Annotated in this window: 25 protein-coding genes; 11 read left to right on the top strand and 14 right to left on the bottom strand. The window is 28.2% G+C overall.

What is annotated here, in order from left to right:
• Positions 1–426 carry a BLUF domain-containing protein gene (locus ACULEV_RS07190; protein WP_445457991.1) on the bottom strand — a complete coding sequence of 142 codons (426 nt, stop codon included), beginning with the start codon at positions 424–426 and terminating at the stop codon, positions 1–3.
• Positions 427–546: 120 nt separating this feature from the next.
• Between ACULEV_RS07190 and pyrR the strand changes: the two genes are divergently transcribed.
• The 5 genes from pyrR to pdxH all read left to right on the top strand — a co-directional run bounded on the left by pyrR (position 547) and on the right by pdxH (position 4,230).
• Positions 547–1,089 carry a bifunctional pyr operon transcriptional regulator/uracil phosphoribosyltransferase PyrR gene (gene pyrR, locus ACULEV_RS07195; protein ID WP_445457992.1) on the top strand — a complete coding sequence of 181 codons (543 nt, stop codon included), beginning with the start codon at positions 547–549 and terminating at the stop codon, positions 1,087–1,089.
• A gap of 27 nt (positions 1,090–1,116) precedes the next feature.
• Positions 1,117–2,046, top strand: a complete 930-nt coding sequence (locus tag ACULEV_RS07200) for an aspartate carbamoyltransferase catalytic subunit (protein WP_445457993.1) — start codon at positions 1,117–1,119, stop codon at positions 2,044–2,046.
• Between the two features lie 86 nt (positions 2,047–2,132).
• Positions 2,133–2,465, top strand: a complete 333-nt coding sequence (locus ACULEV_RS07205) for a ribonuclease Z (protein WP_445457994.1) — start codon at positions 2,133–2,135, stop codon at positions 2,463–2,465.
• 51 nt (positions 2,466–2,516) lie between these two features.
• Positions 2,517–3,422, top strand: coding sequence for a ribonuclease Z (locus ACULEV_RS07210; protein ID WP_445457995.1), 906 nt, complete (start codon positions 2,517–2,519; stop codon positions 3,420–3,422).
• 163 nt (positions 3,423–3,585) lie between these two features.
• Positions 3,586–4,230: a pyridoxamine 5'-phosphate oxidase gene (pdxH, locus tag ACULEV_RS07215; RefSeq protein WP_445457996.1), complete on the top strand. Its 645-nt coding sequence runs from the start codon at positions 3,586–3,588 to the stop codon at positions 4,228–4,230.
• Between the two features lie 291 nt (positions 4,231–4,521).
• Here the strand turns inward: pdxH and ACULEV_RS07220 are convergent, their stop codons facing one another.
• Both ACULEV_RS07220 and ACULEV_RS07225 read right to left on the bottom strand, forming a co-directional pair.
• The gene (locus ACULEV_RS07220) at positions 4,522–6,438 is read right to left on the bottom strand and encodes an OmpA family protein (protein WP_445457997.1); all 1,917 of its coding nucleotides are present in this window, start codon (positions 6,436–6,438) and stop codon (positions 4,522–4,524) included.
• A gap of 12 nt (positions 6,439–6,450) precedes the next feature.
• Positions 6,451–7,359: a PorP/SprF family type IX secretion system membrane protein gene (locus ACULEV_RS07225; RefSeq protein ID WP_445457998.1), complete on the bottom strand. Its 909-nt coding sequence runs from the start codon at positions 7,357–7,359 to the stop codon at positions 6,451–6,453.
• A gap of 272 nt (positions 7,360–7,631) precedes the next feature.
• On the opposite strand from ACULEV_RS07225, the gene ACULEV_RS07230 reads away from it, so the two are divergent.
• Genes ACULEV_RS07230 through ACULEV_RS07245 form a run of 4 tightly spaced genes read left to right on the top strand, consistent with a single transcriptional unit; the run spans position 7,632 to position 12,059 of the window.
• Positions 7,632–8,147, top strand: a complete 516-nt coding sequence (locus ACULEV_RS07230; protein ID WP_445457999.1) for a SixA phosphatase family protein — start codon at positions 7,632–7,634, stop codon at positions 8,145–8,147.
• Positions 8,116–10,242, top strand: coding sequence for a polyphosphate kinase 1 (gene ppk1, locus ACULEV_RS07235; protein WP_445458000.1), 2,127 nt, complete (start codon positions 8,116–8,118; stop codon positions 10,240–10,242). Before ACULEV_RS07230 ends, ppk1 begins: the two co-directional genes overlap by 32 nt.
• A 41-nt stretch (positions 10,243–10,283) precedes the next feature.
• Positions 10,284–11,174, top strand: coding sequence for a Ppx/GppA phosphatase family protein (locus ACULEV_RS07240; RefSeq protein ID WP_445458001.1), 891 nt, complete (start codon positions 10,284–10,286; stop codon positions 11,172–11,174).
• 3 nt (positions 11,175–11,177) lie between these two features.
• The gene (locus ACULEV_RS07245; protein WP_445458002.1) at positions 11,178–12,059 is read left to right on the top strand and encodes a hypothetical protein; all 882 of its coding nucleotides are present in this window, start codon (positions 11,178–11,180) and stop codon (positions 12,057–12,059) included.
• 8 nt (positions 12,060–12,067) lie between these two features.
• Here the strand turns inward: ACULEV_RS07245 and ACULEV_RS07250 are convergent, their stop codons facing one another.
• The 11 genes from ACULEV_RS07250 to ACULEV_RS07300 form a co-directional block, all read right to left on the bottom strand.
• Positions 12,068–12,499, bottom strand: coding sequence for a hypothetical protein (locus tag ACULEV_RS07250; protein ID WP_445458003.1), 432 nt, complete (start codon positions 12,497–12,499; stop codon positions 12,068–12,070).
• Positions 12,500–12,523: 24 nt separating this feature from the next.
• Positions 12,524–12,931, bottom strand: coding sequence for a hypothetical protein (locus tag ACULEV_RS07255; protein ID WP_445458004.1), 408 nt, complete (start codon positions 12,929–12,931; stop codon positions 12,524–12,526).
• Positions 12,932–12,969: 38 nt separating this feature from the next.
• The gene (locus ACULEV_RS07260; RefSeq protein WP_445458005.1) at positions 12,970–13,539 is read right to left on the bottom strand and encodes an NIF family HAD-type phosphatase; all 570 of its coding nucleotides are present in this window, start codon (positions 13,537–13,539) and stop codon (positions 12,970–12,972) included.
• Positions 13,540–13,551: 12 nt separating this feature from the next.
• The gene (locus tag ACULEV_RS07265) at positions 13,552–14,064 is read right to left on the bottom strand and encodes an alpha-ketoglutarate-dependent dioxygenase AlkB (protein ID WP_445458006.1); all 513 of its coding nucleotides are present in this window, start codon (positions 14,062–14,064) and stop codon (positions 13,552–13,554) included.
• Positions 14,065–14,074: 10 nt separating this feature from the next.
• Complete coding sequence (locus tag ACULEV_RS07270; protein ID WP_445458007.1) at positions 14,075–14,938, bottom strand: hypothetical protein; 864 nt, start codon at positions 14,936–14,938, stop codon at positions 14,075–14,077.
• Positions 14,939–14,997: 59 nt separating this feature from the next.
• Positions 14,998–15,435, bottom strand: a complete 438-nt coding sequence (locus ACULEV_RS07275; RefSeq protein WP_445458008.1) for a hypothetical protein — start codon at positions 15,433–15,435, stop codon at positions 14,998–15,000.
• Between the two features lie 191 nt (positions 15,436–15,626).
• Positions 15,627–16,712 (bottom strand): DNA polymerase III subunit gamma/tau, encoded by a 1,086-nt coding sequence (dnaX, locus tag ACULEV_RS07280; RefSeq protein WP_445458009.1) that lies wholly within the window; start codon positions 16,710–16,712, stop codon positions 15,627–15,629.
• 564 nt (positions 16,713–17,276) lie between these two features.
• The gene (locus ACULEV_RS07285; protein WP_445458010.1) at positions 17,277–17,777 is read right to left on the bottom strand and encodes a hypothetical protein; all 501 of its coding nucleotides are present in this window, start codon (positions 17,775–17,777) and stop codon (positions 17,277–17,279) included.
• Positions 17,778–17,955: 178 nt separating this feature from the next.
• Positions 17,956–18,342, bottom strand: a complete 387-nt coding sequence (locus tag ACULEV_RS07290) for a hypothetical protein (protein ID WP_445458011.1) — start codon at positions 18,340–18,342, stop codon at positions 17,956–17,958.
• Positions 18,343–18,474: 132 nt separating this feature from the next.
• Positions 18,475–18,870 carry a hypothetical protein gene (locus ACULEV_RS07295; RefSeq protein ID WP_445458012.1) on the bottom strand — a complete coding sequence of 132 codons (396 nt, stop codon included), beginning with the start codon at positions 18,868–18,870 and terminating at the stop codon, positions 18,475–18,477.
• Positions 18,871–18,878: 8 nt separating this feature from the next.
• Positions 18,879–19,490 (bottom strand): tetratricopeptide repeat protein, encoded by a 612-nt coding sequence (locus ACULEV_RS07300; protein ID WP_445458013.1) that lies wholly within the window; start codon positions 19,488–19,490, stop codon positions 18,879–18,881.
• 517 nt (positions 19,491–20,007) lie between these two features.
• Between ACULEV_RS07300 and ACULEV_RS07305 the strand changes: the two genes are divergently transcribed.
• Entirely contained in the window at positions 20,008–20,973 is a 966-nt protein-coding gene (locus ACULEV_RS07305; protein WP_445458014.1) for a multicopper oxidase domain-containing protein, read from the top strand.
• 31 nt (positions 20,974–21,004) lie between these two features.
• Positions 21,005–21,433, top strand: a complete 429-nt coding sequence (locus ACULEV_RS07310; protein ID WP_445458015.1) for a hypothetical protein — start codon at positions 21,005–21,007, stop codon at positions 21,431–21,433.

Below are 21,433 nucleotides of genomic sequence, written 5' to 3' on the forward strand. Positions count from 1 at the left end.
TCATTTTATAATAAATTTTTCTTTATTCGATTTTAAGAATGTTTCAATAAATATAGAAGCTATTGCGTCTTCATTATTTATAATTGGACTGTAATTTTCATAGATTGTGTTTGAGTTAGGATCATGAAATTCTCTGTCAATGCTATTAAATCCCATTTCTAAATTTGGATACATCCTTGAAGTTATTTTACCATCAAATACTTTAATAATATTTCTATGTCTGGAATCCATACTTATTTTATTGTAAAGCTTCTGTAGTGGTTTTCGTTTACCTTCTATAATTTGCAAGAAATTTCCATCGGAATAAAGAAGTAGACCAGTAATTCCATTGGCTTCATTATTACTCCTTGAAGTCTTTAATAATGCAATAATTTCTTCATTATTAAACTTGGTAGTAGCAGAACTGAGATAAATGATTCTATACATAATTTTCTAAGTTACATTGCTCATTAAAGTTACGAATTTTTTTACAATTTTAAAAATTTTTTCAACCAAATTAAAATTGAGAATTTTATTGTAAATTTACACACCAAACAAAATACAAAAATGAGTCAAAAAATATTGCTAACTGCAAAAGAAGTCAATATCATTCTGCATCGTTTGGCTTGCCAACTTATAGAAAACCATCTCGATTTTTCAAATACTATCTTAATTGGAATTCAACCAAGAGGAAAGTATCTTGCAGAACGTTTAGCAGCTGTTCTAAAAGAAGATTACAAAATAAAAGAAGTACAACTAGGATTTTTAGATATTACTTTTTTTAGAGATGATTTTAGAAGAGGAGAGAAACCTTTGGAAGCTAATAAAACAGAAATTAATTTTATAGTAGAAGATAAAAAAGTAGTATTTATCGATGATGTTTTATACACTGGAAGAAGTATACGAGCTGCATTAACAGCTATTCAATCTTTTGGAAGACCATCTGAAATAGAATTACTAACATTAATTGATAGAAGATTTAGTCGTCATTTACCCATTCAACCTGATTATAGAGGAAGACAAGTTGATGCCATAAATAATGAAAAAGTGGTTGTAAAATGGAAAGAAAATGATGGAGAAGATTTAGTCTTATTAGAGCAAAAAAAATAAAAACCAACGACAACATAACAATAATAAATGAAAGAATTATCAGTAAATCATTTAATAGGAATAAAACATATTAATAAAAATGATATTGATTTAATCTTTGAAACTGCCGATCATTTTAAAGAAGTCATTAATCGTCCCATTAAAAAAGTTCCCTCTTTAAGAGATATTACAATAGCCAATATTTTCTTTGAAAATAGTACACGAACAAAACTATCTTTTGAATTAGCCCAAAAAAGACTTTCTGCTGATGTAATTAGTTTTTCAGCTGCTCAATCATCTGTTAAAAAAGGAGAAACTTTAATTGATACCGTAAACAACATTTTATCAATGAAAGTGGATATGGTTGTTATGCGTCATAGTAGTCCTGGAGCAGCGCATTTTCTTTCACAAAATGTAAATGCTAGTATAGTAAATGCTGGTGATGGCGCACATGAACATCCTACACAAGCTTTATTAGATAGTTACACCATTAGAGAAAAATTAGGTGATGTTTCTGGGAAAAAAATAGTAATTGTAGGAGATATTCTTCATTCTAGAGTAGCTTTATCAAATATTTTTGCATTGCAAATGCAAGGAGCAGAAGTAAAAGTATGTGGCCCAAAAACATTAATACCTAAATATATAGAATCTTTAGGAGTAAAAGTAGAGCCAAATTTAAGAGCAGCTTTAGAATGGGCAGATGTAGCCAATATGCTTCGAGTACAAAATGAACGTTTAGATGTGAATTATTTTCCTTCTACAAGAGAATATGCACAACAATATGGTGTAACCAAAGAATTATTAAATTCATTAAATAAAGAAGTTGTGATTATGCATCCTGGACCAATAAATAGAGGTGTTGAAATTACTTCAGATGTAGCCGATTCACAACAATCCGTTATTTTAAACCAAGTTGAAAATGGAGTAGCTATTAGAATGGCTGTTATTTATTTATTAGCAAGTAAAATCAAACAATAATCATCCCAATTTTGTTTTATTTTAATAAATAATCTAATTTAGTTAAAATATTAATTAGAAATAGTTTTATAAAAGGAATTTACATTATGAAAGTAGATAAAAAAGGACATACAACCATACTTAAAGAAACTAAAGGAGATATTAAGGCTTTTTTAGAAAACATTTCTAATCAATATGCATCATATAAAGATCAAAATTTAATTTTAGATGTATCCCTTGATAAAAAAGTTACTATAGATGATATTATTAATTTTAAAGATTTAGCAAAACAGCATATTAAATCAAAAAAATCATTTGTAATAGTTGTTGATGCATTAGAATTTAACGAAGTTCCCGATTATTTAATGGTTGTTCCATCTCTTTTAGAAGCTCTTGATATTATTGAAATGGAAGAAATTGAACGTGATTTAGGATTTTAATTTAAATTATATAGCCTATTTGACATTGCTTCAAGACAGAAAACCCAAAAGATGAAATTAACCATATTAGGCTGTTATGCAGCCACACCAAGAACGATTACAAACCCTACTTCTCAAGTTTTAGAAATAAAGAATCAGATGTTTCTGATAGATTGTGGTGAAGGTACTCAAGTACAATTAAGAAAACATAAAATTAAATTTTCTAGAATAAACCATATTTTTATTTCACATCTTCATGGCGATCATTTTTATGGTTTAGTAGGTCTTATTTCTACTTTTATGCTACTTAATAGAGTAAATGACTTGCATGTATATGGACCAAAAGGAATTAAAGAGCTCATTTTAATGCAATTAAAAGCTTCTGGTTCTTACACTGGGTATAATTTGTATTTCCACGAATTAGAATCAACAGAAAGTGAAATCATTTTTGAAGATGAGAAAGTAATAGTAAAAACGATTCCATTAAAACATAGAATTTATACTAATGGGTATCTTTTTAAAGAAAAAAATAGTAATCGAAAATTGAATATAGAAGCTGTAGAAAAGTACAATATTGAAACTTGTTATTATCAAAAAATAAAAGCAGGTGGAACCATAACTTTAGAAGATGGAACCATTATTCCAAATCATTTATTGAGTTTTGATCCAGAACCAGAGAAAAGTTATGCATTTTGTAGTGATACAGTTTATAATGAAACCATTTTACCTATAATTAAAAATGTTGATGCATTGTATCACGAATCTACATTTTTAGAATCTGAAGCACATTTAGCAGATAAAACCATGCATACAACAGCTAAACAAGCAGCAATCATTGCTAAAAAAGCAAATGTAAAAACTTTAATTATGGGACATTATTCTACTAGATATGGAAATATTGATTTTTTTAAAGAAGAAGCACAAACTATCTTTAATAATGTAATACTAGCAGACGATGGAAAAGAATTCGAATTCTGAGACTTATTTTGTGAAAATTATTAAATTCTTATTTAGTTTCTTAACTAAGAAGAAAAAGTAATTATTTTTTTGAGTAAATTTTTATGTCTATCAGTGTAATAATTTATACAGTTTACAGTTTCATTTAACTACAATTTGTAACTTTGTATTATAATTAAAAAACATGTCTGATTTAAGTAATTACAGAAAATCATATGAGAAAAGTGAATTATTAGAGACTTCTATTCCTGAAGATCCTATTAACTTATTTAATCGATGGTTTCATGAAGTAGAAGATTTTGGAGGAGTTGATGAAGTAAATGCAATGACAGTGTCTACAAATGGATTTGACGGTTTTCCAAAGAGTAGAGTAGTACTCTTAAAAAAGTTTAACGAAGAAGGTTTTATTTTTTATACCAATTATAATTCGGAAAAAGGAAAGGCTATTTTAGAAAACCCAAAAGTTTGTTTGTCTTTTTTTTGGCATTCAATGGAACGTCAAATTATTATAAAAGGAATTGCTGAAAAAACAAGCACTATAGTTTCAGATAATTATTTTGCATCAAGACCAGTTGGAAGTCAATTAGGAGCATTGGTTTCAAATCAAAGCGAAGTAATTCCTAATAGAGATTATTTGGAAAACGAATTAAAAGAATTAGAACATAAATACGAATCTAAAGAAATTCCTAGACCTGATTTTTGGGGTGGATTTTTAGTAAAACCTATTGAAGTTGAATTTTGGCAAGGAAGACCAAACCGACTTCATGATAGAATAAGATACAAATTGTCAGAAAATTACTATTGGAAAATTGAAAGATTATCTCCATAGCGTTAAAAATAAGGGTCAAATGTTAAATTTTAATGTATTTTGACGATTTTATTTGTATTTTAACGATTTAGTTGTACATTTGTAATGTAAATATGAGTAAGTAATGATTTAACACTTATTAATATTAACAATGAAAATTTTTTTATACCTTTTTGCCCTAAATCGTATAAATTTTAAATAGTAATAAAATATTTATAATATATAAATTTTTCATGTTTGTTTATTTGTTTGTTAAAAAGGCATTACTACCGCCAACGTAATGCCTTTTTTCTTTTCTTGAAGATTTAAGTATTATAGTTTAGAAATAATAAATTCACTTCTTCTATTTTTTTGATGATCTTCTTCACTACAAAAAACACCATCTGAGCATTCATTAATTAATTCTGTTTCTCCAAAACCTCTTGCTGTTAGTCTTTCTCTTTCAATTCCATTTGCAACCATGAACTCTAATGTAGATTTTGCTCTTCTGTCAGACAAACCTTCATTGTATTTGTGTGTCTCTCTGCTATCTGTATGTGAACGAATGTCAACATGCATTTTTGGATATTCTTTCATTACTTCAATCACTTTTTGTATGTCTTCTGCTGCATCTGGACGAATGTTAGATTTATCTAAATCAAAATAAATTATACTTATATCTAAAACTTTAGCTAAATCGGTTCCTATTTCAAATGGAATATTTATTCTTCCTAATTCTATGTTTAACTCAGTCTTTTCATTTTCGCTTGTTGGAATAATTGGCTTTTCAACAGTCTCATATTCTTCTTTTATAACCCTAATATAGTATTTTTTGTTACAGTCAATTTCAAAAGAATAATGCGCTTCATCATTAGTGGTTATTTTACTTATCTCTTTCATATTTTCATCTAGTAAAATTACAGTAGAAATAGGTAAAATTTCATTTGTTTTTAAATCGGTTACTTTGCCATAAATGGTATTTGTGCAAATTCTAAATTTGTAAATATCATCAAAGCCTTCACCACCATTTCTGTTTGAAGTAAAATACCCTGTTTTTTCAGAATTAATTATAAAACCAAAGTCATCTTTCGCACTATTTATAGGTTTACCAATGTTAATAGGTTCTTGAAATAAATCATCTTTAAATTTAGATTCAAAGATATCTAAACCACCAAGTCCTAAATGACCATCAGAAGCAAAAAAAAGTGTTCCATTTGGAGCTATAAAAGGAAACGATTCTCTTCCTTCCGTATTTACTGTAGAACCTAAGTTTTCAGGTTTCCCATACTTGTCATTTTTGTCAATAGACACTTTAAAAATATCTGCACCACCTAATGTTCCTGGCATATCTGAAGAAAAATAAAGCATTTTTTCATCAACACTTAATGTAGGATGTGCTGTGCTATATAAATCGCTATTAAACGGAAGTTCTTTAATATTAGACCATTCACCATCAATTAAACTCGCTTTATAAATTTTTATAAGAGTTGTTTGCTCTTTGTCCATTCCTTTGTCTCTTCCTTTTTTACCATCTAAAAAATTATTTCGAGTAAAATACATTGTTTTACCATCTTTTGTAAAAACAGCAGAAGATTCATTAAATTTAGAATTTACGGTTGGAGAAAAATTTTCTGGTTCGGTTAAAGTTTTATCTTCATTAATCGATGAAACATATAAATCTGTGAAATTTTGATTTGTCCAATCATGAGTTTTCCTTATTAAAGCCTTATCAGGTCTAGAAGAGGTAAAAACAATTTTATCGCCATAAAACGATGTCCCAAAATCATAATATTTTGAATTAATGGTAATTTTTTCAATTAAATAATTCCCAGAATTTTCTATTATATCTTCAATGTAATTTTTATTTTTTTCAAATTTATTACTTCTTGAATCATTTGCTATTTGATTAAATAATTCGAGATATTCATTAGCTTTTTTATATTCTTCAATAGATTTTAAAGATTGAGAATAGCGATAATAATATTCGGGCTCAACTGCTGTATTTAAATCAAATAATTCTTTATACCATTTTACAGATTGGTCTAATTCACTATTAAAATAGTATGCATTTCCAAGTTTTTTAAATAATTCGGGTGATTTATAACCTTTATTTGCTACTTTCTCATAAATTTTAATAGCATCTATATAAGAGTATTTTTTATATTTTTTATCAGCAATTTCTATTTTTGTTTCCTGAGCATTTCCTAAGAAATAAAAAATAATATATAGAAGGGTAAATATCTTTTTCATAATTTTTATCTTTTAAAAAAACCTAGGTGAAGTAATTCTATTAATTATAGAAACTTCATATCGTAAAAATATTTCATGAGATCCAGAATTATAATTACTTAGATGTGTTGTTTCCGTATCATAGCCATAACCTACAAACCATGATTTTGAAATTTGAAAACCAATTAAGCCACTCACGGCTGCATCCCAGCGATAAGAGGCTCCTAAAGTTAATTTGTCATTAACTAAGAAATTAGCAGTAATATCTGCTTGTAAAGGAGCTCCTTCAACTATTTTGGCTAATAAAGCAGGTTTAAACTTTAAGTTTTCATTTAAATCGAAAACTTGTCCCGCTATAAAATAGTAATGCATTTTTTGCTTTGTAATTGCTACCACATTATCATCATAATTATTAGTTTCAAATATAGTAGGAATTGATAATCCGAAATAAGTATTTTCTGAAAACAAATAAAGCCCAGCACCAATATTTGGAGAAAATTCACTTTTTAAATTTTGAAACTCTGGGTCATTTTGGTCGTAAATATTTAATTTATTAATGTCTAAATTAAACAAGTTAGCTGTTCCTTTTAGTCCAACAGACAATTTAAAATTTTCTGAAATTGCTATAAAATAAGCTATATCAGCAGAAATAGAATTCTCTACTGTTGGCCCAATTTTATCATTTACAAAGGATAATCCAATTCCAAAATTACTTACACCTAAAGGCGTATTTATAGAAAAATTATTAGTTACAGGAGCACCATCAAGACCAACCCATTGATTTCTATGCAATAAAAAAGTACTCAATATCTCTCTACTTCCTGCATAAGCTGGATTGATATTGATTGTATTATACATATATTGTGTGTATTGTGAATCTTGTTGTGAGAAAGCCAAGATAGAAGTAAGAGTAAAAAAAAGTATAAGTAATTTTGTTTTCATAGGCTTTGATAATAATCTTATCTATGATTGTTTTAGTAACAATTTAGAATAAAAGTAAGGCTTAAACTATATAAAATCAATATTTTATAACTAAAAAGTTTTAACTTTTATTTTCTTTTGCTATAAATTTAACCTAATTTGTAGGTTTATAATACTATTTTTTACGTTTTTTTATAAAATTTACTAAATAATCTTTTGCGTTATTTTTTTTAAATGAATTGTTAGTTTATATAAAAAAAAAGCATTTACTTTATATGAATAAATTAATGATTATGAAAAATTTAATCCTTATACGTCACTCAAAATCTAGTTGGGAATTACCTGTAAATGATATTGAAAGGCCTTTGTCTAAAAGAGGAATTCAAGATGCGCATTTAATTTCTTCTAATATACAATCACTTTTGCCAAAGTCTTTTATTGTATGGTCTAGCAATGCCAAAAGAGCAAAAGAATCTGCTATTATTTATTCTCAAAATTTAATGATTCCATTTGAAAATGTTATTATCAAAGACGAATTATACACTTTTGATGAGAAAAAACTGGAACAAATCATAAAAAAATGTGAAAATAGATATGATAACCTAATTCTTTTCGGACATAATGAAGCTATTACAAATTTTGTTAATAAATTTGGAAGCCTTTTAATTGATAATGTTCCAACATCAGGTTTTGTTTCTATGCAATTTGATATTGATGATTGGATGAATTTAAAGAAAGGAAAGACAATTGAAACCGTTTTCCCAAGTCATTACAAAAATGAACAACACATCACAAAACAAATACATTGACAGAGAAAAAAGCTGGCTAACATTTAATGCTAGAGTATTACAAGAAGCTGCTGATGAATCTGTACCATTATTAGATCGATTACGTTTTTTAGGAATATTTTCAAATAATTTGGATGAATTTTTTAGAGTTCGTTATGCTGCTATTCGTAGAATGCGGTTTGAAAATGTGGATAGCGAAAAAATTTTAGGAGGCATTTCTGCAGAAACTTTATTAAAAGAAATTACAGAAATTGTTATTGACCATCAATCTGAAAGTTTACGAATTTTAAGTGAGATAGAGCAAAAGCTAGAAAAAGAAAACATCTTCATTGTTAACGAAAAACAAATTTCTAAAGAGCAAGAGATTTTCATTAGAGACTATTTTATTCAAACTGTTAGTCCTGCAATTGTAACAATTATGTTAAATGACTTAGATAAATTTCCTTTATTAAAGGATACTTCTGGTTATTTAGCAATAAAATTAGTAATGAATGATGAATCTCAATCCTCAACTAATAAAGAAAAAACTAATAAAGAAAAAGAGATACGTTATGCTGTTGTAGAAATTCCTAGTACTGTTAATCGATTTGTTGTATTACCTACAAATTCAGAAAAGCAATACATTATACTTTTAGACGATGTTATTCGATTGAATTTAAATTACATTTTTAATATTTTTAATTATGAGAGTATATCTGCTCACATGATTAAAATTACAAGAGATGCTCAACTTGAGTTTGATAGTGATTTAAGTAAAAGTTTTATAGAAAAAGTTTCCGATAGTGTTAAAGAGCGTAGAGTAGGAGAACCAGTACGCTTTGTATATGATCAAGCAATAGGTAAAGATACTTTGGCATTTTTATTAGAAAGAATGCATATTGATAGTTCAGATAGTATTATTCCTGGAGGAAGATATCATAATCGTAGAGATTATATGAGTTTTCCTAATCTAGGAAGATACGATTTACTCTACAAAAAGAATCCTCCTTTATCTATTCCAGGTTTAAATATAGAAGGAAGTATATTAGAAAAAATAAAACAAAAAGATTACTTATTGAATGCCCCTTATCAATCTTTTTCATATATCATTAAGTTTCTACGAGAAGCCGCTTTAGATCCAAAAGTAGTTTCTATTAAAATAACACTGTATCGATTGGCTAAAAACTCTCAAATTATTAGCTCTTTGATTAATGCAGCAAAAAATGGTAAGAAAGTAACAGTTCAAATCGAATTAAAAGCACGATTTGATGAGGCTAGTAATATTTCTTATGCAGAACAGATGCAAACAGAAGGAATTAATCTAATTTTTGGAATTAAAGGTCTAAAAGTACATAGCAAAATATGCATTGTTGAACGAATTGAAGATACGAAAATAAAAAGATATGGTTTTATATCAACTGGTAATTTCAATGAAAATTCGGCAAAAGTTTACACAGATGTTACTCTGTTTACTTCAAATACTCCTATATTAAAAGATGTTTCTAAAGTATTTGATTTTTTTGAAATTAATTATAAAGTACATCGTTACAAACATTTATTTGTATCACCACATTACACACGTTCTAAGTTTTTGAAATTGATTGATAGAGAAATTATGAATGCTCTTTCAGGAAAAGAAGCTTACATAAAACTAAGAATGAACAGTGTGTCTGATTTTAAAATGATAGACAAACTGTATGAAGCAAGCAATGCAGGAGTTAAAATTCAAATGATAATAAGAGGAATATGTTGCTTAATTCCTGGAATTAAAGGAATGAGTGAAAATATTGAAGCTATAAGTATTGTAGATAATTATTTAGAGCATTCTAGAGTTTATATTTTTTCCAATAATAATAATCCAGAAGTATATATCTCTTCAGCTGATTTTATGACTAGAAACATAGATGCCAGAGTTGAAGTTACTTGTCCTATCTATGATGAAGATATTAAGAATGAACTCATGGAAACATTTGAAATAGGTTGGAAAGCAAATATTAAAGCAAGAATTCATTCTGAGAGTTTAAAGAATGAGTATCGAAAAATAGATGGTGAAAAACCTTTTCGTGCCCAACTAGAAATGTACAATTATTATAAAGAAAAATTAACTGCTATTTCTAAAAAAGCAGAAGTATCCTAAAAAAAAACATTGTAAGATTACAATTTTACAAAAAGAGATAGATGATTAAATTAAAAAAATATGCAGCCATAGATATTGGTTCCAATGCTATGCGTCTTTTGATAACTAATATAGTTGAAGAAGAAGGAAAACCCACACAATTTAATAAAAGTTCACTAGTTCGAGTGCCTATTCGTCTTGGGCAAGAAGCATTTACTGTTGGTGAAATTTCCGAAGAGAATGTAAATCGAATGGTTGATGCTATGAAAGCCTTCAGTCTTCTAATGAAAGTACACAAAGTAGAAAAATACAAAGCATGTGCTACTTCAGCTATGAGAGAAGCTTATAATAATGATGAAATATTAGCCCTGATTAAGAAAAAAGCCGATATTAAAATAGAAATTATAGACGGTAAAAAAGAAGCGTCAATTATTGCTTCCTCAGATTTAAAACAATTTATAAATACAGATAAAACCTTTTTATATGTAGATGTAGGAGGAGGAAGTACCGAGTTTTCTATTTTTTCAGAAGGGAAAATAGTAGCTTCAAAATCCTTTAAAAATGGGACAGTTCGTTTATTGAATAATATGGTTAATGACATTGTATGGACAGAAATCGAGAAATGGATAAAAACCATGACCGCTCCTTATGATGAAATTACCATGATAGGCTCTGGAGGAAATATTAATAAGTTGTTTAAATTATCGGAAAAACATCAAGATAAACCACTTTCTTATGTATATATTAATTCCCAATACCAAAAATTAAATAGTCTAACTTACGAGCAACGTATTACCGAATTAGGCTTAAATCCTGACCGTGCAGACGTTATCATTCCAGCAACACGCATTTACCTTAATGCTATGAAATGGAGTGGTGCAAGACAAATTTTTGTACCTAAAATAGGACTTTCAGACGGAATAGTGAAAGCGATGTATTATGGAAGGATTTAAATTATGGTGAATGAAAAATGTACCTATTGCACTATTGTTTTTCTTTTTTTACAATTTGTATCTTGCAATTCAGTTGATGATAATACTCGTTTTAAACAAGTGACTAATAATTTAGTTGTTCTTTTAAAAAAGGGAGAATTTACAAGAATAGAAAAGTATATCGATGAAAATAATATTATTTTAGAGATTAATGCTCTCTCAGATTCTTTAGGATATAAAAATAAAGGAAAGAGCAAAACGATATTTAGTTATAATACAGTAAATCATAATGCATCTCAATATTTTAAAGATTTACATTCTGAGTATAGAAAGTATAAGAAAATGAAGATAATAAGTAATTATCTAGAAAATAAAAAGTATCATTTTTTTATTTATACTAAAACAGAAAACGCTCCAGAAATCACAGAGATAATTTTAAAAATCGTTAATGATAAAGTAAAGATTTATGATTATAAATCATTTACAACTGGATTAAGTTTTAGAGAGGATTTTATTCATATTGCTTTTTATAATATTAATAAATCCAGTGAATTAAATCAAGCAATTCGTTTGTTGAATAAATCAACAAATTTAGCTAGTAGAGGTGATGTAGAAGCAGCTTTAGAAAATTATGACAAGATACTAGAACCTTATAAGTACTTTAAAACTTTTATTCAAACTAAAGTAAATTTTGTATTACGTTATGGAGAAGAACTAACTGAAGAACAACGCTTTCAAGTTTTTGATGAATGGATAGATGTCAATTGGGAAAATAAAGGATTTCGCTATTATAACTTATATGATTTTTATAAGAATACCGAAGGTGATTCAATATCTTTAATGTATAGAGATTCTTTAGAAAATTATATAAGGAAAGAAAATGCTTTAAAAGGAATTGTTTATTAATGGTATTTTTAAATTTGTAACCACCATTTTATTGTTTTTATCTTATCTTTTTGTAAATCTGACAAGTCTTGACGTTCAAAATCAATAATTTTTGCTTTAACATTAATCATCCCATAATTTTCTTTAATCCAAAATGGAAATTCTTCTACACTTTTGTTCCAATTTGCAATAGTAGAATTTAAAATGTATGTTAAATCAATTTCGGTTTTTGGATTGATTTTTTGTAATATTATTCCAGCATATTTTTGATCTAAATATAAAGTTTTTTCTCTAGAAGTATCTTCAAAAGTTTTAATTATTCCATTAAAAATTATAGTATCATCAACCTTTTCTAATCTAGTAATAAACTGACGAATTCTTAAATCTCCCAGCGTATCAATCAAATCTATTGAGTGATAAAATTCCAAGATAAAATCTTCTGATGTTTTAGGAGGATTCATTTTTTTTGATTAGTTAAGGTAAGTTTAATCAATCTTTGTTAAAGTTCGTTTTTCCAACCATGAAATATTCGAACGATAAAAACGAAAAAGGCTTTTATTTTTGTGGTCAAATCTTCCAGTAGTATTGGTGAAACTTAAAGAATACTTTTCATCAATATCTTTTTCTTTATTAGTATAAAAACACAAGATATTTTTTACTACTTTCCAAGTTCCTCTTCCATAACTATTTTCATCTACACTTATAGCTTGACCTATGTTTCTAAAGAAATGAAAAGTAAAAGTGCTGTCAGCATTAATATTTAATTCATATTTAAAAACTTCACCTTTATTTGCTTTGATTGTTTTTTCATAAGTACCAATGTAGTTATTGTTCTGAGCAGATAAAAGACTTGTGCATAAAATTGGAATAAGAAATAGTATGTTTTTTTTCATTTGATTTTAGTTTTCCTAATGATATCAAAAATAATACCCTATTTAGTGTTTATCTCTCTCCAATTTCTTTTTTCAATTTTTCTAACATTTTCAACTTCTTTTAGTGTAATTAGATAGTTTAATAAAAGTTTTAATTCATTATCATTTGCATCACCTAAAAATTCAGTAGGGTAGATAGCATTGCCATAATTATATTTACATTTTCTTGGAGAATCATCAATCATTAATATGTCTTTCAATTTAGCATATCCTTTACGCTCTACTTTTTTTAGTATTTTACTGTAATTCATGTGATTGAAATAATCGAAATATCCATAATCATCAATACTTTGTGAGTCTATTTGTAAAGTACATTTTGAACGTCCCCAAACAAATTGCAAGTCATAATCTTTTGGAAAAATTAAAGAAACAATTTCAGCAACATAATCATCTGAAGCAGAAGACCAAATAGCAACTTTGAAATGTTTTTTTATTTCTAAAAGAAATTCATCAAGCCATGGTCTTTTATAAATATAATAATCAAATATTTTGAAATCGAAATTGTCATGTATAACTTTTTCTTTTGCATGAAGTAAAGTTTCATCAATATCGAGTACAATTAATTTCATTGTTTTTTAAAATTATTTCATTTTTCTAAAAGTCAAACTCATTCTGCCATGTTCAGTATTCGATTTTGGAATAGCATGTTGCCATTCGCTCTGCAATTCACTTGTCATGTAAAATAAAGAACCAGATTGTAAAAGATAATCTTTCGTAATTTCTTTATTTTCAATATTTCTAAAGCGTAAAATTCTTGTTTCACCTAGAGAAACTATTGCAACACCAGTTCCATTAAAAAGAATATCGGTTTGATCAGAGTGAAAGCCCATTTTTGATTTACCATCTAAATAATAATTTATCAAGCAATTATTCGGTTCAAAATTTAAGGTATTATTTACTTTATCAATAATTTCGCTTATTTCAGGTAGAAATTCCTGATATGGATAATGAATTTGAGAATAATCATACGATTTACCAAAACTAGCCGTTTTTCGGGCTACCATTCTCTCATCCCAAATTACATTTGTTTTCAATAATTCAAATAAATGAGAAGAATCAGCGATAAAGTTTTCTATGTAAATTATTCCGTTCATAAAAACTCTTTTATTTATTACTTTTCTCTTGTAAATAGGAATAAAAATAAGAATTTTTTAAATATTCTTTTGCTTGAGTAATACTTTCTAAATCGGTATATAAATCTATGGTATAATGAATTTTGAATATTTCTAATTCAATGGTTTTTTTAGAGGTATCTAATTTTAAGTTATCAATAGCAAAATCAATTTCTGTTTTTAGTGAATTTATATCTAAAAATTCTTCACAAATTGTTTCAGCTAATTCATTCTCATCACTACTTTTAGATACTGTAGCCCAATTTAGGTACATGTTTTTATAATCATATTCAAAAGCTCTTTCTATTAATTTTGATATGGCTTTATCATTTTGCTTCAAATCTTTTAAAAGATGATATTTCCAAAAGGCTAAATCTACTTTTTCATAAATATATGCTGTTAGTGAAGTTGATTCAAAAACAATTTCAGTATCTGCTTTTTCGATGAATTCTAAAGATTTTTCAAATTCTTTATTGCCACCATAATAGCTAGCAATACGCATTGTTGCATGATATCGATAATTCTTAAACGGTTTTCCAATTTCATGTTTTAAATCTCTATCATTCAAGTCAGAGTTTATAATTTTATAATAGTATTTCAAGAAGTTTTTTTCATCCTTTTTCTCAATATAATAATAAAGAATATTACTTAAAGTTGTTCCATAAGTAGAAGACTTTTTATTAGCTTTATTTTCAATTTTTTTCCAAATTTCATAAGCTTTATCAACGTCACCATCTTCATAAATAGCTATTGCCTCATCAATCTTTTTATCTAGCTTCTCTTGGTTAAAACCATTAAAAGAAATAAAGAGTATTAAAAATAATAATGCATTTTTTATGTCAATTCTAGAGGTCATGCCATTTCTGATTTTATTTCAATATTTGATTGTGATATATTTCATTTTTTTAATAATAACTACACATCCAAATCAAACAATCTCTTCAACAATTCAATGTTTGGGTTAATGCTTTTTAGTTTTTCATATTTTTCAAGAGGAGTAAAGGCATATTTTGTTTCTGTAGACTCATTTACCTTTACCTCAATTGTAATGTCATGATTGTGAAGTTTTCCTCTTAAATAGCCTAAAAGATCATGATAACCTGTTAAAAATTCCTCTTTTGTACTTTCATTTGGCAATTCTAAGGTAATAGTAGTGCCTTGTAAAACTGGATCATTCATCAACATATAAGTAGCCATTAAACGTTTTCCTTGATCGGTTAATCGTTGGGCAAACTTATTCCAAGTTAAACGCATATCGGTTTCAGTGAAACTTTCTGTAGGTAGCTCCTCGTGGTGTTTTTGATGATGTGCTTGCTTGGCTTCTAACTCTTTTTTGGCTCTAATACTAGACAAAGAAAGAGCAGATATTTTCGGACTATTATTTGTTATTTGTTGACTGTTATCAGTTATCTGTTGTGGGGTAATAGTTGTTGGTTGTTGATTTTCAACTTTTGACTTTTGACTTTCGACTTCTGACCTTTGACTATTACCACTTTTAACTTCAGTAATAGAATAGTTGGCATTTCTAAAATGCGTGGCAGGAATTATATAGGACTTAACTTTTTTTTTTCTCCATCAAAAGTGATAGAGGCTAATTGCATTAAGCAAAGTTCCACTAAAAGACGTTGATTTTGACTGTTTTTGTATTTTAAATCGGTTTCATTGGCCAAATCAATTCCTTGTAATAAAAAGTCTTGAGAAGCTTTTTGAGACTGCGCTGCATATAAACTTTGTGCTTGTTCTCCTGCTTCCAATAAAGAGATAGTAATTGGATTTTTACAGACTAGTAAATCTCTAAAATGAGAAGCTAAACCAACTACAAAATGATGTCCGTCAAAACCTTTGGCTAAAATTTCGTTATAAGCCATTAGCAACTCAGGAATTTTATTTTCTAAAATTAAATCGGTGATTTTAATATAGTATTCAAAATCAAGTACGTTTAAATTTTCAGTAACCGCTTGTCGGGTTAAATTAGTGCCACAATAAGAAACCACTCTATCAAAAATAGACAAAGCATCTCGCATGGCTCCGTCTGCTTTTTGAGCTATAATGTGCAAAGCATCGTCTTCAAAAGTTACACCTTGTTCTGTGGCTATTTCTGCTAAATGCTCTTTGGCATCATTAACAGTAATTCTTTTGAAATCAAATATTTGACAACGCGATAAAATCGTAGGGATAATTTTATGCTTTTCAGTAGTTGCTAAAATAAAGATAGCATGCTTAGGTGGTTCTTCTAATGTTTTAAGAAATGCATTAAAAGCAGCCTGAGAAAGCATGTGTACCTCATCAATAATATAAACCTTGTAATTCCCAGTTTGTGGTGGTATTTTTACTTGGTCAATAATACTTCTTATATCATCAACACCATTATTGGAAGCAGCATCTAATTCGAAAACATTAAAAGAGAAATCTTCATTAGGATCATCGTATCCTTCCTGATTAATTTTTCGTGCCAAAATACGAGCACAAGTGGTTTTTCCAACACCTCTTGGTCCTGTAAATAATAAAGCTTGTGCAAGGTGATTGGTCTCAATAGCATTCAACAATGTATTGGTAATAGCCTTTTGCCCAACAACATCTTTAAATGTTTGCGGACGGTATTTTCGAGCTGATACTATAAATTGTTCCATTGCATTAATTGAGCTACAAATATAGTATACAATTTATGATTATTCAAAAGGAAAATGGAATTTAGTGAATAGTGAATAGTGATTAGTCCTTAGTAGTGAGTGATTAGTTAAATGTAGAGTGAATTAGAGGAGAATCATTTTGTTGTTGTATTTTCTATTTTACATAAGGCTCTTTTTCATACACTAAGTAGGGCGATGCTATACTTAAACCCTTTATAAGATGACAAGATTGTGTATAATTAAGTGATTAGTTCTTAGTGAAAGTAATCAGCGATAATCAGAAAAATCAGCGTGCCAAAACACCCAAACGACATCCACAAACTTGTCATGCTGGTGCATCTCATTTGCTATTCAACATTGTGGAGCTTCTAATGTAACCCTTAACAGGGGACAAGTTTGCGGTTAAGTGATTAGTCCTTAGTTTTTAATTTTTAGTTTTTAATTTTTCATTAAATAAAAAAAAGAGTGCCTTGGTCAGACACTCCTTTAAGAGTAATAATCTAAAAAATTATGGATTACTCAATTATTTGTTATTACGGGTATGAAAAACAAAAAGCTTGACTATTACTCGGTTTCGTTTGTATTATTTTTTGCTGCTATTGGGGAACCATTAGATGTATTAGGAAAAAACTGTTTTAATTCATCTACTTTTCCTGTATAACCAGGTGTTTTTGTACTCGATTTGTATTTGCTGTAATCATAATCGGTAAGTGCGTCCTGGTAGTTGTCATAATCGTGCACAATTTTAAAGTCACTCAACATTCGGGTTAATGTAGCCAAACGGTCTAAACGTGTATCAGCAAAAACACGATCCTGATAGTCGGCTTCAAACTCAGTCCAGTCGACATCTGGTGAGGCTAACGAACCTTGTGTTTGTTGGAATTCCCTACACTTGTCGACCAATAGTTTATTAGTTTCTTTAATGCTACCAAACTTCTGACGTTCTTCGGAAGATAGGTTTTGCGTTACCTCAGTTAAATTTGCCTCAATGCTAGTTAAAGCATCATCAATGGCTTGTTTCTGTGCTGGAGTAAGATGATATACTCCTAAGTTGTTTAATGACATGTTTTTATTATTTAAAAGTTTATATGAAAAAACATTTACAAACGATATGCTACAAATTGTAAGAAAAACGTTATAAATATGTTAAATAGGTGAAAAAACATAAAATTTTAGGTTATTTAAGCTTTCCTGATTGTTATATGAGTGGTTATGCAACATACAAAGCTCTTAAGCAGCCTATTTATAGTATTATTTTCTGAATGATATAAGTATCAATTATAAAAGGTAATGCCATTGTCCCAACCGTAATAATTATTGTTGGAATAATATCAATTTTATTTTCAGGCATTTTTGATATTTCAGGTTCTCTTTTGAAAATCAGATAGTATGGAATTCGAATTATTTTATATAATAAAAGGAAAGTAATAGTCATTTGTGAGCTATAATAAACGATTGATTTATTCTCTTTAGCTAAAAAATTATCATATAGAATTCCTAAAAATAAAACTCCAATAGAAATCAGTAAATATTTTAGGAAAATATCTTTATATTTTAATTTTTTTTGATTAAAAGCAACAATCAATAAAGGAATAAAAAAAATAAAGTGCATTATTAAATCAATATTCATTTTGAGTAAGTTCAGGGTTATTATGTTGCACAATGTTCTACTACTTTTTACAGTTGCGTAAATTTAGATTAAAAAGATTACAAGTACAAAACTCTTGTGGAATTATAGATAAAAAACATAGCGATAACTCTTTTATTCATTCAACTTCAAGCGCTGTTTTGCATAGGATTTAAAGTGTGAGTCATTAGGAATCAATTGCTTCTTTTTGATACGATAGGTTAGTACTTCATTACAGTTTGACCATTCCTTATCTCCAAAACTTGATTTATTGGCAGTAATTTTTAAATACAAAAGACCATTTTCAATTGTGTAGTTTCCTTTTAACTCAGAATATTTTATTTCATGATACTTATAATGATAGCGACGATAAAAGCTTCCATTATTATACAAAATCAGACTATCTAACTCAGAATAGTGGAATATCTTTTTTTGTTGTTCTTTTTTAAAGGTATAGATGGATTTGACTTCTTGTGCAAATGATACATTCACCAAAATTCCAAAAAGCAATAGGAGAAGTGTTCTTTTCATGGATTATACTAGTTGTGTTCGACACAGTTTTTTATTCTATCTGTTAAATCTTTTATGTGGTATTCAATATTTTCAATTTCCTTAAAATTGTAAATGATAAAATTCAAGTCAGTTTGAGCTTTGTCACATTCCTTTTTACCTAGATAGTTCAATGCTCGATGAACAATGGCAGAAGATAAAAAATTATTGTCTTTTGCGTTTTTAATAACATAGTTGGTGATTGCTATTCCTTTGTCAAACTCTTCATTGTAAAAGTACGTCAGCCCTAAATTTATCGCAGCAATATGAAATGTTGAGTCTGAAATTTTATAAGATTCTTGATAATATTTTATAGCATTCTCATAATCATAATCTAAATAACTATTTAAACCTAAATTACTCAATGTAGTTGGATTGTTTGGTTCTAATTCCAATGCTTTTAAAAAAACTTCTTTGCTTTGTTTATAATTTCCATTTTTGCATAATTCTATTCCTTTATCATTAAGGTGAGAGGCCTCCGAATTTTCATAAAAATCTCCATTTAAAGTTTTTTCTTGTTCGTTGTTAAAGTTTGCGTTTTTTTCTTTTATACAACTGCTCAATGAGCTAATAAGAAGTAATAATAGAAGTTGTTTGTTCATTTGAATTAATTTGGTTTAAATTTTGTCCAAAGACGTTCAGCCACTTGTGACAGTTGTGTAAATTTATAATAAAAGATTACATGTACACAATTCCTCGTGGAATTTTCGGAGAAAATTCAGAAAAAGAGCTAAAGATAGCAATTACCATAAATGGCTTTTATCAACATTATTATTAGTAATGACGAGTAAATTTAGTAACTTCATCCAATTTCTAATTTCCGTCTTCTTTTTTAATATGTGCCAAAAAATATTTTGCATTGTAAATGTCTCCTTCCGAGTAAGTATAATTAAATACTCCAAATTTTCTATTTTCGTCAAAGTTAATTTTTGAAAATAATAAAACACCTGCAAGAGCATTTTTAGAACTCCAAAAACTCTTTTTTATTGAATCACTACTTATAGATAATTTAGGTAAATATTTAAAAACAGGTATTTATACGCGTTTTTTTAATTTTAAAATAGTCTAATTTTGATTGCTAATTAATCAGTTATAGTAAAATTGAATAAATAGTTACCAATGAAAATCAATAGGAATGTAGTAGTAAAAAGAGGCAATAGTATTTTACTGGTAGCTTTTCTTATGCTTACAAGGGCTACTTCTTTTGCACAAAAAGAACACTTATTAATTGGAAGAACAACGGGGCAATTAGCTATTAAAAAACAGGCAACGGTTAGGGTTTTCGGGTTTAGTACTTCACTCTCAGGACAAATTACTTTGCCTGGTCCTTGTATTGAAGCAAGGGTTGGAGATAGTATAGCTGTAGATTTTTGGAACATATCACAAGGAAATCCAGTTTCTTTAACATGTAATGCCATTCCGTTTTTACAATATGATGAAGAAGCTAAAACAGTATTGAAAAAGCAACCCATAGATCACATGGAACACGGCTTCTATACTTTTAAAGCCGAAAAACCAGGCACTTATTTGTATTACAGTCCTGAAAATTATCCCTTCAATCTTCAAGCAGGTATGTTTGGAACCATTATCATACGAACAAAAGAAGAGGATTCAAAATCTATAAAGGCAAAAAATGAAATACTATGGTGTAGCTATGAAATGGACCTAAAATGGCACACAGATGCTATAATGAATGTAGAGCATAGTGACCTAAACAAACCTATTTTACTTCCTGATTATAAGCCTAATTACTTTTTAATTAATGGTAAGCCAGCAAAAAAAGCAGCAGGTTTACAAGCTATAGCGAATAAAAATGAAACAGTGCTTTTACGTGTAGTGAATGCAGGTTTGTATCAACATGAGATACAATTTCCAAAGAATTTGAAAGTAGAGTTGGTTTTTGGTAAACCAAAAGCAATTAACAAAGCAACAGAAGGGTATTTAATCCAACTTTTGCCAGGTGAATGTTTGGAATTTTTGGCTTTTTTGGAAGCGGTAAAGGAGAAAGAAAAATTGGTTTACCGTTTTATAGAACCTGTTTCAGAAAAGGTAGTGCACAAAGCAAGTATTCCTATTTTTTACTAGAATAAAACAAACAAACACAAAATAATGAAACATGAAAAAAGTACTATTTTATCTTCTTATTCTTTTGTCCTTCACTTGGACATTTGCTCAGAGTAAACCCACCTTTTCTGTAGTGGGAAATGCTACCAATAAAGAGAGTTTGTCGCAAAATAAACGATTGGATATTTCCAAAATTAAAGTGGAAAACATTTCAAACAAACCTATTTATTTGGTTTGGGAAACCATCTATAACTCCTTTCCTAAAGAATGGGATTGTTCTATGTGTCAGCATGGAGCTTGTCAAATAGGCATTCCAAAAGGGTCTGTTTTTAATAAACTAAATGCTGATCAGCAAGGTTTTATTGCCATTCATGTAATTCCTGCTAAAAAAACAGGGAAAGGCATCGTTAAGTTTAAAATTTATGACAAAGCAAATCCCGATTATTCAGAAGTATTAACTTTTGAAGTGGATGTATTCTAA

The organism is Flavobacterium sp. HNIBRBA15423, from assembly GCF_052655965.1.

What these genes read in the sequence shown, in the direction of transcription:
- ACULEV_RS07190 (WP_445457991.1), bottom strand. Translation starts at nt 426, where the DNA reads ATGTATAGAATCATTTATCTCAGTTCTGCTACTACCAAGTTTAATAAT.
- ACULEV_RS07220 (WP_445457997.1), bottom strand. Translation starts at nt 6,438, where the DNA reads ATGAAAAAGATATTTACCCTTCTATATATTATTTTTTATTTCTTAGGA.
- ACULEV_RS07245 (WP_445458002.1), top strand. Translation starts at nt 11,178, where the DNA reads ATGGTGAATGAAAAATGTACCTATTGCACTATTGTTTTTCTTTTTTTA.
- ACULEV_RS07225 (WP_445457998.1), bottom strand. Translation starts at nt 7,359, where the DNA reads ATGAAAACAAAATTACTTATACTTTTTTTTACTCTTACTTCTATCTTG.
- ACULEV_RS07255 (WP_445458004.1), bottom strand. Translation starts at nt 12,931, where the DNA reads ATGAAAAAAAACATACTATTTCTTATTCCAATTTTATGCACAAGTCTT.
- ACULEV_RS07270 (WP_445458007.1), bottom strand. Translation starts at nt 14,938, where the DNA reads ATGACCTCTAGAATTGACATAAAAAATGCATTATTATTTTTAATACTC.
- ACULEV_RS07285 (WP_445458010.1), bottom strand. Translation starts at nt 17,777, where the DNA reads ATGTCATTAAACAACTTAGGAGTATATCATCTTACTCCAGCACAGAAA.
- ACULEV_RS07260 (WP_445458005.1), bottom strand. Translation starts at nt 13,539, where the DNA reads ATGAAATTAATTGTACTCGATATTGATGAAACTTTACTTCATGCAAAA.
- ACULEV_RS07295 (WP_445458012.1), bottom strand. Translation starts at nt 18,870, where the DNA reads ATGAAAAGAACACTTCTCCTATTGCTTTTTGGAATTTTGGTGAATGTA.
- ACULEV_RS07210 (WP_445457995.1), top strand. Translation starts at nt 2,517, where the DNA reads ATGAAATTAACCATATTAGGCTGTTATGCAGCCACACCAAGAACGATT.
- pdxH (WP_445457996.1), top strand. Translation starts at nt 3,586, where the DNA reads ATGTCTGATTTAAGTAATTACAGAAAATCATATGAGAAAAGTGAATTA.
- pyrR (WP_445457992.1), top strand. Translation starts at nt 547, where the DNA reads ATGAGTCAAAAAATATTGCTAACTGCAAAAGAAGTCAATATCATTCTG.
- ACULEV_RS07250 (WP_445458003.1), bottom strand. Translation starts at nt 12,499, where the DNA reads ATGAATCCTCCTAAAACATCAGAAGATTTTATCTTGGAATTTTATCAC.
- ACULEV_RS07265 (WP_445458006.1), bottom strand. Translation starts at nt 14,064, where the DNA reads ATGAACGGAATAATTTACATAGAAAACTTTATCGCTGATTCTTCTCAT.
- ACULEV_RS07290 (WP_445458011.1), bottom strand. Translation starts at nt 18,342, where the DNA reads ATGAATATTGATTTAATAATGCACTTTATTTTTTTTATTCCTTTATTG.
- ACULEV_RS07310 (WP_445458015.1), top strand. Translation starts at nt 21,005, where the DNA reads ATGAAAAAAGTACTATTTTATCTTCTTATTCTTTTGTCCTTCACTTGG.
- ACULEV_RS07300 (WP_445458013.1), bottom strand. Translation starts at nt 19,490, where the DNA reads ATGAACAAACAACTTCTATTATTACTTCTTATTAGCTCATTGAGCAGT.
- ppk1 (WP_445458000.1), top strand. Translation starts at nt 8,116, where the DNA reads ATGAACAACACATCACAAAACAAATACATTGACAGAGAAAAAAGCTGG.
- dnaX (WP_445458009.1), bottom strand. Translation starts at nt 16,712, where the DNA reads ATGGAACAATTTATAGTATCAGCTCGAAAATACCGTCCGCAAACATTT.
- ACULEV_RS07240 (WP_445458001.1), top strand. Translation starts at nt 10,284, where the DNA reads ATGATTAAATTAAAAAAATATGCAGCCATAGATATTGGTTCCAATGCT.
- ACULEV_RS07205 (WP_445457994.1), top strand. Translation starts at nt 2,133, where the DNA reads ATGAAAGTAGATAAAAAAGGACATACAACCATACTTAAAGAAACTAAA.
- ACULEV_RS07200 (WP_445457993.1), top strand. Translation starts at nt 1,117, where the DNA reads ATGAAAGAATTATCAGTAAATCATTTAATAGGAATAAAACATATTAAT.
- ACULEV_RS07230 (WP_445457999.1), top strand. Translation starts at nt 7,632, where the DNA reads ATGAAAAATTTAATCCTTATACGTCACTCAAAATCTAGTTGGGAATTA.
- ACULEV_RS07305 (WP_445458014.1), top strand. Translation starts at nt 20,008, where the DNA reads ATGAAAATCAATAGGAATGTAGTAGTAAAAAGAGGCAATAGTATTTTA.